Source organism: Burkholderia reimsis, from assembly GCF_003294055.1.
Lineage (GTDB): Bacteria > Pseudomonadota > Gammaproteobacteria > Burkholderiales > Burkholderiaceae > Burkholderia > Burkholderia cepacia.
Genome location: NZ_QMFZ01000086.1, coordinates 1 through 10,285, shown reverse-complemented (window position 1 = coordinate 10,285; position 10,285 = coordinate 1). Strand labels below are relative to the sequence as shown.

8 protein-coding genes are annotated in these 10,285 nt (G+C 67.3%); 3 read left to right on the top strand and 5 right to left on the bottom strand.

The annotated features are described in order from the left end of the window. Positions 1-41 precede the first annotated feature (41 nt). The 3 genes from DPV79_RS41040 to DPV79_RS41030 all read left to right on the top strand — a co-directional run bounded on the left by DPV79_RS41040 (position 42) and on the right by DPV79_RS41030 (position 3,437). Positions 42-773 (top strand): DsbA family oxidoreductase, encoded by a 732-nt coding sequence (locus DPV79_RS41040; RefSeq protein WP_113048132.1) that lies wholly within the window; start codon positions 42-44, stop codon positions 771-773. Positions 774-909: 136 nt separating this feature from the next. Next, positions 910-2,349, top strand: a complete 1,440-nt coding sequence (locus tag DPV79_RS41035; protein ID WP_113048131.1) for a DHA2 family efflux MFS transporter permease subunit — start codon at positions 910-912, stop codon at positions 2,347-2,349. 299 nt (positions 2,350-2,648) lie between these two features. Further along, on the top strand, positions 2,649-3,437 hold the full coding sequence (locus tag DPV79_RS41030) for a sulfite exporter TauE/SafE family protein (RefSeq protein ID WP_021157126.1): 789 nt from the start codon (positions 2,649-2,651) through the stop codon (positions 3,435-3,437). 120 nt (positions 3,438-3,557) lie between these two features. Here the strand turns inward: DPV79_RS41030 and DPV79_RS41025 are convergent, their stop codons facing one another. The 5 genes from DPV79_RS41025 to DPV79_RS41000 form a co-directional block, all read right to left on the bottom strand. After that, the gene (locus DPV79_RS41025) at positions 3,558-3,995 is read right to left on the bottom strand and encodes a hypothetical protein (RefSeq protein ID WP_059620984.1); all 438 of its coding nucleotides are present in this window, start codon (positions 3,993-3,995) and stop codon (positions 3,558-3,560) included. Then, on the bottom strand, positions 3,995-4,552 hold the full coding sequence (locus DPV79_RS41020) for a nucleotidyltransferase domain-containing protein (RefSeq protein ID WP_113048130.1): 558 nt from the start codon (positions 4,550-4,552) through the stop codon (positions 3,995-3,997). Before DPV79_RS41020 ends, DPV79_RS41025 begins: the two co-directional genes overlap by 1 nt. A 259-nt stretch (positions 4,553-4,811) precedes the next feature. Beyond that, on the bottom strand, positions 4,812-6,647 hold the full coding sequence (locus DPV79_RS41015; RefSeq protein ID WP_060174628.1) for a S10 family peptidase: 1,836 nt from the start codon (positions 6,645-6,647) through the stop codon (positions 4,812-4,814). Positions 6,648-7,260: 613 nt separating this feature from the next. Continuing rightward, positions 7,261-9,351 carry a D-(-)-3-hydroxybutyrate oligomer hydrolase gene (locus DPV79_RS41005; RefSeq protein ID WP_113048129.1) on the bottom strand — a complete coding sequence of 697 codons (2,091 nt, stop codon included), beginning with the start codon at positions 9,349-9,351 and terminating at the stop codon, positions 7,261-7,263. Between the two features lie 136 nt (positions 9,352-9,487). Next, positions 9,488-9,853, bottom strand: a complete 366-nt coding sequence (locus DPV79_RS41000) for a BON domain-containing protein (protein ID WP_021157129.1) — start codon at positions 9,851-9,853, stop codon at positions 9,488-9,490. Positions 9,854-10,285: the final 432 nt, after the last annotated feature.

Genomic DNA, 10,285 nt, shown 5'->3' with positions numbered 1-10,285 from the left:
ATATAGTCCCGGTTACACTTTTTTGCTGCCCGGAACCGCCCATGACGACCGCTCCCGCCCCGATTGCCCGCCCGACCCTGACCGTCGAAATCTGGTCCGACCTGATCTGCCCGTGGTGCTGGATCGGCAAGCGCCGCTTCGACGAGGCGCTCGCCGCGTTCGCGCACGCCGAGCGCGTCGACGTCGCGCTGCGCGCATACCGGCTGATGCCGGGCCAGCCGGTCGAGCCGGTCGAGGCGATGCTCGCCGGCAAGTACCGGATGTCGCTCGCGCAGGTCGACCAGATGCTGCGCCAGGTGACCGATGCGGCCGCGAGCGTCGGGCTGCGTTACGACCTGCCCGGCACGCTCGTCGGCGACACGCTCGACGGCCACCGGCTCGTGAAGCTCGCGGAAGCAACGGGCCGCGCGCACGCGCTGACCGAGCGGCTGTACCGCGCGTATTTCTGCGAGCACGGCTCGCTGTTCGATCACGCCGAGCTCACCGAATTCGCGGTCGAAGCGGGGCTCGAGCGCGCGGCCGTCGAAGACGTGCTGCGCAGCGACCTGTATCGCGACGAAGTCGAAGCCGACATCGCGCGCGCCGCGCAGATCGGCGGGCGCGGCGTGCCGCTGTTCGTGTTCGGCGGCCGTTACGCGGTGTCGGGCGCGCAGCCGGCCGACGCATTCGCGCAGGCGCTCGACCAGGCATGGCGCGACGGCATCGTCGAGGTCGACGGCAGCGACGCGGCCGCCTGCGGCCCCGACGGCTGCGAACTGCCGGCGCGCACTTAACGCCCGTCGCATCCGTCACGCGCGTCCCGCCCGAACGCGCGACTACGCATCGCTCCTGCCACAAACCGGCAGGAAGCCCGCGCCGAGGGGGCCTACAATGCATCCTTTCAAATAACTATCAGAAGGCTGCAAGCCCATGACCCACGGGATCCACGGCGAGAAGCGCTGGTACGCGCTGATCGTCCTCTGCCTCGGCGTGCTGATGATCGTGCTCGACAGCACGATCGTGAACGTTGCGCTGCCGTCGATCAGCACCGACCTCCATTTCACCGAAACGGCCCTCGTGTGGGTCGTCAACGCGTACCTGCTGACGTTCGGCGGCTGCCTGCTGCTCGGCGGCCGGCTCGGCGACCTGTATGGCCAGCGGCGCATGTTCCTCGCCGGCCTCGTCGTGTTCACGCTCGCGTCGCTCGCATGCGGCCTCGCCCAGTCGCAGACGATGCTGATCGCCGCGCGCGCGGTGCAGGGGCTCGGCGGCGCGGTGGTGTCGGCCGTGTCGCTGTCGCTGATCATGAATCTCTTCACCGAGCCCGGCGAGCGCGCGCGGGCGATGGGCGTGTACGGCTTTGTCTGCGCGGGCGGCGGCAGCATCGGCGTGCTGCTCGGCGGGCTGCTGACGAGCTCGCTGTCGTGGCACTGGATCTTCCTCGTCAACCTGCCGATCGGCATCGCCGTCTATGCGATGTGCGTCGCGCTGCTGCCGCGCCTGCGCGCGCCGGCCGGCACCTCAAGGCTTGACGTCGCGGGCGCGGTCACCGTGACCGCGTCGCTGATGCTGGCGGTCTACGGGATCGTCGGCGGCAACGAAGCCGGCTGGCTGTCGACGCAGACCGTCGTGCTGATCGGCGCCGCGGTCGCGCTGCTCGCCCTGTTCATCGCGATCGAGGCGCGCGCCGCGCATCCGCTGATGCCGCTCACGCTGTTCGCCGCGCGCAACGTCGCGCTCGCGAACGTGATCGGCGTGCTGTGGGCGGCCGCGATGTTCGCGTGGTTCTTCCTGTCCGCGCTGTACATGCAGCGTGTGCTCGGCTACGGGCCGCTGCAGGTCGGTCTCGCGTTCCTGCCGGCGAACCTGATCATGGCCGCGTTCTCGCTCGGGCTGTCCGCGCGCATCGTGATGCGCTTCGGGATCCGCGGCCCGATCGCGGCCGGCCTGCTGATCGCGGCCTGCGGCCTCGCCCTGTTTTCGCGCGCGCCGATGGACGGCGGCTTCGCCTGGCACGTGCTGCCCGGCATGACGCTGCTCGGCATCGGCGCGGGCGTCGCATTCAACCCGATGCTGCTCGCCGCGATGAGCGACGTCGATCCGGCCGATTCCGGGCTCGCGTCGGGGATCGTCAACACCGCGTTCATGATGGGCGGCGCGCTCGGCCTCACCGTGCTCGCGAGCCTCGCGGCCGCCCGCACCGACGTGCTCGCGGCAGCGAACGCCGCGCCGCTCGACGCACTGAACGGCGGCTACCATGCGGCCTTCGCGTTCGGCGCGGCATTCGCTGCCGCCGCCGCGCTGATCGGGCTCGCGCTGCGCATCCGGCGGCAGGACGCCGTCGAAGGTACCGGCCCCGCGATGCACTGACGCCGACGAGCCGCAGGCGGCGGACGAATCCGGCCGTCTGTATCGAACCCGGGGCGCGCACCGTCGCGCCCTTTTTCTTCTTCCGGGTGCCGCGCACCGCCCGTCCTGTCGTGGCTGGCCGGCACCGGCCATCACGTTGGCCCTGCCCCGTTCAAACGCCCGTTTCACCGCCGCCTGCCGCCCGCGCCTTCCCGGCCGATTTTTAACGCAGTCGTACACCGACCCGCCACATTTGCGACAATGGCGGACTTTGACCCACGCGCCGCTACCGCCGAACGCCGCATAACCGCCTCCTTCCGATGTCGCTTCCCCATATCGATCTGCTGTACTCGTTGTCCGGCCTGTTCGTCGGCATCCTCGTCGGCCTGACCGGCGTCGGCGGTGGTTCGTTGATGACGCCGATCCTCGTGCTGCTGTTCGGCGTCCACCCCGCGACGGCGGTCGGCACCGACCTGCTCTATGCGGCGGCGACCAAGGCCACCGGCACGCTCGTCCACGGCCTGAAGGGTTCGATCGACTGGCGCATCACGGGCCGGCTCGCGGCAGGCAGCGTGCCGGCCGCGGCCATCACGCTGTGGTGGCTGCACACGCACGGGATGAATACGCCGGGCACCGCGCGGATGATCCAGCTCGTGCTCGGCGTCGCGCTGCTGCTCACGTCGCTCGCGCTGATCTTCCGGCCGCAGCTCACCGCGTTCGCCGCGCGCAACCCGCTCACACCGAGCCCCGCGCGCACGCTGTGGTCGACCGTGCTGACGGGCGCCGTGCTCGGCGTGCTCGTGTCGATGACGTCGGTCGGTGCCGGCGCGATCGGCGTCACCGTGCTCCTGCTGCTGTATCCGATGCTCGCGACGACCCGCATCGTCGGGTCCGACATCGCGCACGCGGTACCGCTCACGCTGGTCGCCGGCATGGGCCATTGGCTGCTCGGCTCGGTCGACTGGTCGATGCTGCTGTCGCTGCTGCTCGGCTCGTTGCCGGGCATCGTGCTCGGCAGCCTGCTGTCGGCGCGCGCACCCGAGCGGCTGCTGCGCAACCTGCTCGCCGCGACGCTCGTCGCAGTCGGCGTGAGGCTCGTGCTCGCGTAGGCGGCCCGGCACGGCGCTCCGCCGTGTCGTGAATCGACACCCGCTCGTCTCCGACAAAAGACACCGTCCCCGTGGGTGAACCGCCTTCCCCACATGGGTTGACGGAGTCCCGAACAATTCTCAGGGCGTACCCGTCAGCGCACGCGCAACGGGCAGGTATTTGGTCAGGATGCCCAGCATCGTCGCGGCCTCGGCCTTCGACACCGTGGGAAACGGAGAAACGTACGACGTGCCGTTGCGGCGCTCGTGTGCCTTCGTGATGAACGCAAACTCCTGAGGACTCACGCCCAGCGAGGTAGACACGCGTTGGATTGCCAGGTTACGGCCGGCATCTTTGGTTCGCACCTCATAAAACTCCAGGATCGCCTGTACCACCTGAAAGTAGCCTTCATAGGCCAAGGTAAATACCTGCAAATGCCGGGCGGAATCCAGCTCGGCGGCAGTGGCCTTGTAGTCCGCAGCATTGCGCAGGAAGCCCTCGATTGCTCCGGGTGTCGGCGCAACCGCATCGAAGGCTTTCGCCCTGATGAGGTTTTCGTATTCGGTCGGACGCGGCATCACAATATCCTCAGCGTGGGGCCTTGGGCGATCTGGGCCATGACAGGGTCGGCGTCTACCAGCGCAGCCCATTCGGCCGGCTCGTACAAAGAAAAGTTGACGGGACGCAGCAGACTTTGCTCGACCACGTGCAAGGCTTCAGATAGCTCGAGGAGCGGGACGTTCCCGATGACGATCAGATCGATGTCGCTATGGCCGCTGTCGGAACCCTTGGCCACCGAGCCGAACACGAATGCCGTGGTGATATGCGCCGCAAACGGCGATAAGGCTTCCCTCAACGGCTCTGCAACGGCAAACGACTTGCGTGCGATGCTGACAAGTTCCGGATAGAGGACGAATTCCGTATTCGCGCGGATGCTCCTTTGTCGGCCTCGACGGGCGTCCTCGGTGAGTACGCCGACTTCCACCAGCCGATCCACCTGCTTTTGAGCACTTCCGCGCCCGCTGTCTGCCAGACGCAGCAGTTCCTGTAACGTAAAGCTTCGATCGGGTTGCAGTAGCGTCGCACCCAACACCCGCTGCATGCCCGGTGTGAAGAGAAAATCAGCAAGACCCATGCGAATCCTCATAATAAGGACAATTGTCCTTATTATGAGGATTTACCAGAAAATCCTCAATAGAGGGCTATTCATCCCTCTTTTAAGGATTCGACAACGACGCGCCGGCCGCAAACAAGACGATGCCCCGGAAGTCCATGACTCACGGGGCATCCTGAAAAACGACAGCACCGCCATCGACGCGCGCCACGTGACGAACCGGAGCGCGTGACGAGGCGATGCCTTTACATCGCTTCGGACGGCAAGCCGCCCGCTCCGCTTACTGCCCTTGCTGCTGCAGTTTCTGCTGCTTGAGCTGCTGCGTGCGCGCCTGCAGCTTCAGCACCCGTTGCAGCGCAGTACGGTTCGCGAGGATCCCGTCGTAGAAGTTGGCGAGATCGCCCTTCAGCGCGGTGCGCGACGCGTCGTTCAGGTAGATCATGTGGCCCGACGGGTAGTTCTTGATCGTCAGGTTCTGCGCCTTGAGCGTCGGGTCGAGCGGCATCTGCGCGAGCGTCAGCTCCGTCTGGTGGAACGGCGTGACGGCGTCGAAATAGCCGTTCGCCGACAGCACCTTCAGGTCCGGGTTCACGCTCATCGTCGACGCCAGGTCGCCGGCCGTGTACAGCGTGTTGCCGCCGCCCTTGTTCGCGCCGGTCGGGTCGGTGTGGCTGAAGTCCCAGTTGTTGAAGACCTGGTCGTTCAGGTCCACGAACGACGACGTCGACGTGTACTTGAGGTCGGTGTTGATGTAGCTGTTCCACAGCACCGTATACGCGCCGCCGACGTTCGTGATCGACGGATCGTTGCTGCCCGAGTTCGGCAGGATGTACGGCGCGATGCCCTTGCCCGTGAAGTTCGCGCGACCGTCGTACTGGCCGATCTGCGTGCCCGGCACGAGCGTCAGGAAGAACGTGTACGGCGGGTTGTCGTCCGACGACGGCACGTTGCCGAGCGCGGCCGGGTTGCCGAACGTCTGGATCAGCGACGTCGGGTCCGTGCCGATGTACGCGCCCATCTGCTGCGCGGTCTGCAGGTTCAGGTTCAGCCGCACGTTCACGAAGCCGCCGTCCTGCGGGTTCGGCTTCTGTGCAAGCGGCGCGAGCGTGTTGTCCGCGTAGTTGCGGGCCTGGACCATGTACGCGTCGAGATCGGTCGGCGTCGGGTTGAGCGTCGTCTTCTTCCAGTAGAACGCGTCGGCCGCGAGTGTCGGGAACGTGCCCGGCGCGGACAACGCATTCGCGTAGTCGAGGATCGACGACTGCAGCGTGATCCCGTTCAGGTCGATGCCGTCCTCGTGCAGCACCCACGACACGACCGCGCTGCGCGCGGTGCCGTACGACTCGCCGTACAGGAATTTCGGCGAATTCCAGCGCGAGTACTTGGTCAGGTAGCGCTGGATGAAGCGGTCGATCGAGCGGGCGTCCTGGTCGGTGCCCCAGAAGTCCTTGTTCTTCGCCGGGGCGATCGCCGCCGAATAACCGGTGCCGACCGGGTTGATGAACACGAGGTCGGTACGGTCGAGCAGGCTGTCCGGGTTGTCGAGCAGCTTGTACGGCGCGGGCGGCGTGAAGTTCGGGAACGACGACTGCAGGCGCTTCGGCCCGTACGAGCCGAGCAGCAGGTAGACCGACGACGAGCCGGGGCCGCCGTTGTAGAAGAACGTGACCGGGCGCGGCTTCGACGGGTCCGGATTGTCCTGCGTGTACGCGACGTAGAACATCTTCGCGTTCGGCGCCGACGTGACCGGGTCGATCGTCGTCAGGTGGCCCGTGGTGGCCGTGTACTTGATGGTCTTGCCGCCGATCGTGACCGACCGGTGGACGACGGCCGCCCCTTCCGTGGAATCCGTGACCGCGTCGTTCGGCCCGGTGCCGTACACGTCGTTGTCGACGTACGGCTGGTCGGCCGCTGCGGCCGTTGCGCTGGTGTTGGCCTGCGTGCTGGCGCCGGCCGACGTCGCAGCCGCGGCGGCGGCCGAAGCAGCCGGGCTCGGCCCGTCGTCGCCGCCGCACCCCGTGACGAGCAGCGCCGCGGCCGCGGCTGCGGCGAGCGGCACGCTCAGGGTCGTTCCGAATAGCGCGAAACCGTCTTTCAAGGACTTCCGTGTCGTCATTATTGCCTCTCGAACAGAACGATAAATACCGCCGGTCGCAAAGGATCATTTGCGCCGGCGCTCCGCACCAGGAATGCATTCGTTATGCGACGCACTCCGAGTTTTTTACCGGATCGGCGAATACCGATCGGCACGATTTACCCCACCCATGTTTTTCTGCAACCGCACAATGGAATCAATTCCATTGCAAACGGCAATTCGATAATCCGCGGCAATACGAATTCATTGCGCGAATTTGCATGCACACAAAATCGACGGCAAAACACACCCCACAAGGCCCGCCCGACAAGGGCGCCTCGCTTCGAACAGACGAACGATCCCCCTCGGCGAGATACCGATTAATCGCAGAACAGCGATCAACCGCGACTCGAGCCGATTTAACAAAATCGAAAGGATCGATTAACTAAACGGAAAGGAATATCTTCGTATCTGTAATTTATTAAATTAAGTGAAAATACCGGCGCATATTAGGGTTCTGATTTAGCGCCGTAAAGTAAGAATTTGTTACAGCGCTCGCCATTCGGACAAAGGCCAATCCGGGACCGATTCCATTCGCTCAAAGAAAAAAGCCGGACGGCTGTCCGGCTTCGTGCGGGCGGCGCGGCGGGCGCCGTCAGAGCGGCACGTCGATCGTGCCGGCACCGGTCGTGATCGCGTTCGCCCCCGGCGCGGCCGAGATCGGCGGCAGGTTCGCGCTCGTCAGCGCGGGCGCGGCGCCCGGCGTGCCACCGCGCGGCACCGTGCGGATCACCTGCGACGGCGGCAGCGGCGCACCGTTCTTCAGGTGCCGCCACATCAGGTTCAGCGCCTGCACGTTGTAGTAGTGAACCGGCACGAAGCGCGTGTCGAAGCCCGGCACCGGCAGGAACGCGTCGAAGTGCTGGCCATTCGTCACCTCGTAGAACACGAGCCGGCTGCGCCCGCCTTCGCTGATGCCGTTCTGTGCGACGTACGCGCGCGATGCGTGGTTCACGGGCACCAGCGCATCGCTGCGGCCCTGCACGATGATCGCCGGCTTGCCCTGCAGGTTCGCGTTCACGCGCACCGCGTCGACGTTCGCGGGCATCCCGAGCATCCCGTTCGTCCAGAGCTGGCGCAGGCACAGCGCGCCCGCGAAACTCGCATCGGGTGTCGCGAGCCGGTGGTCGATGCCCGCGCCCGTGTTGAACACGAGGTTGATGCCGGCCGTCGGCGGCACGCCGTTGCCGACGCCGAAGACGGCCGGCATCGGCGACGTGGCAGGCGCGGCGACGGCGCCCGTTGCCGGGTTCGTCGTCGCGAAGCTGAAATTGCACAGGTTGTCGGTGACGCGCGAGCGCGTGTATGCGTTCGCATACGTGACGGCGATCGCCGGAATCGCCTGCGAATCCCACATCGGCGCTTGCAGCAGGTCGGAATCGGCAAGGTAGCCGGCCGCGTGGAGCTGCGCGAGCGCGTCGGCGGCCTGGCTTTGCGTATCGGCCCCCGACACGAGCCCGGCCGCGGCGAGCGTCGCGCAGCGCTGCGTGCGGATCGACTGCGTGGTCGCCGCCGGCAGCGCGCTCAGGTACGGCGCACCGGCGAGCGACGCCGACGCGGCCGCGCACGGCTGAAGCAGGTTCGCGAGGGTCGCGTAGTCGGCCAGCGGCCGGCCGAACGACGGCACCGGCTGGCCACCCGAGCGCACGACCGCATTCGGCGCCATCCGCACGTTGATTTGCGGCTCGCCGACCACGACCGCGGTGATCCAGCCGCGACTGTCCTGCTCGGCCGCCGCGAGCGACGCGCCGCCGCCGTTGCTGACCGACGCGGCGATCGTCGTGATGTCGCCCGCGCGATAGCGCACGCCGTGATGCGAGCTGTCGATCAGCGGGCCGAACTGCTCGTTGAGCGCCCAGTACGCGAACTCGACCGACTGCAGCGTCACGCGCCCCCAGTCCTGCTCGGGATTCTGCTGCGAATGCGCGTGCTTGAACGCGTAGCGGTTCGGGAAGCGGGAATTGAAGGTGGCGAGATCGCCGCTCGTCACGTTCGCGGTGAACAGGCTCGCGGTGCCGGCCAGCACCGCGTTGGCGAGCGTGCCGTCGATCAGCGTGACGGTGTCCGACATGAGTTCGTGCGCGCCGTTGCCGCCGCCCTTGTCGTTGTAGGCAACCGCGCAGCCGCGCTTGAGCGCCCATTCGCCGGCCGCGGAAATCGCGCCGTACACGCCGCGCGAGCCCGACGACGTCGCGGTGACGATGCACGGCTGCGCGGGATTGAAGCTGGCGGGCACCTGCACGAGCAGCGTCACGTTCTTGCTGCCGCTGCCGTCGTCGGAATACGCGAGATATTCGGTGCCGGGGATCTTGCCTTCGCCGAGCGTGTCGTTGCCGTCGAGATCGACGTTCGGCCCCCAGAAGCGGCCGTAGCCGCCGTTCGCGCTCATGTCGACGAGCGCGCGGTAATTCGACCAGATCGCGAGGCGGCGCAGCTCGGCGCCCGTCGGCCGGGCGGCGTTCGCGAAGCCGGGGGCGGTGGCCGAGCCGAGGCCCGTCTTGCCGAGGCCGGCCGTCAGCAGGTCGTCGCTCGCGCCGTCATAGGCTGTCGTGCGCACGCTGCCGGACACGAAACCGGGCAACCGGTTGCGCTCGGCCGATTCGTCGCCGTTGCAGGCGCCGAGTAGCGCGATCGCGGCCAGCGCCGCGCCGAAAACCATCCGCCTGCCCCACCCGAGCCTCGTCATCGCCGCCCTCTCGATATCGTTATCGGTCCGCCGCCGCTTCATGCGGCTTGCGGCCTCTCAAGCGCAAACGGGCCCCGGCATGCCGGGGCCCGCCTGGAAACGGGCGCACGCGGCGCTCGCGCGCCGCCGCCCGGCATCACTGCTGCTGAACCGTCAGCTTGTTCGTGACCGACGTCACGCCCGCCACGCCCTTGGCTGCAGCTTCGGCCTTGTCGATCTGGTCCTGGGCCGGCATCGTGCCTTCCAGCGTGATCGCGCCGCCCTTCGAACGCACGACGAGGTTCGACACGTTGACGCCCGATTCCTTCGAAATCGCCTTGCGCACCGTATAGCCGAGCTTGCGGTTCGCCTTCTTCGCGGTTTTCGCGGCGGCCTTCGGCGCGCTGGTCGCTGCCGCGGGCGCTTCCGTTGCCGCCGCATCGCTCGACTGCGCATACACGCTGCCCGACAGACAGGCCGCCACGGCGGCGACACCCAACGCTCTCAACACGATCGACTTCATGCTATCTCCTTATCACTCCGGAACGGCCGTGCACAGTACGGCCGGATACCCCCAAAAACAGCCGGCCCGCGCGCGAACGGGCGGGACAGCCGGTGTTTTCCACGGCGATACGAGAGAGGCAAGACGGGCTGGCGGACGGCGCACGCGAGAGCGGGCCGGCCGGGCCGGACAGCCGCCGGCCGGACGCGCCCGGTCTCATTGCGTGCCGGGTCGCGCGCGAATCGGGCGCGGCTGCGTCGCACAATGTAATCCAGCGCCCGCGGAAGCGCAAAGCTTTTGACGCGGCGGCCCCCGCCGCTGTCGTCGCGCCGCCGCGCCGCACTCGCGCACGCACCGCGAAACCGGGTACCATCGCCGCGAGAATCCGCCTCGTCCGCGCCGACCGTCACCGATACGTCACGCCAGCGTCATCCGCCGCCCCCCAATGAAGCC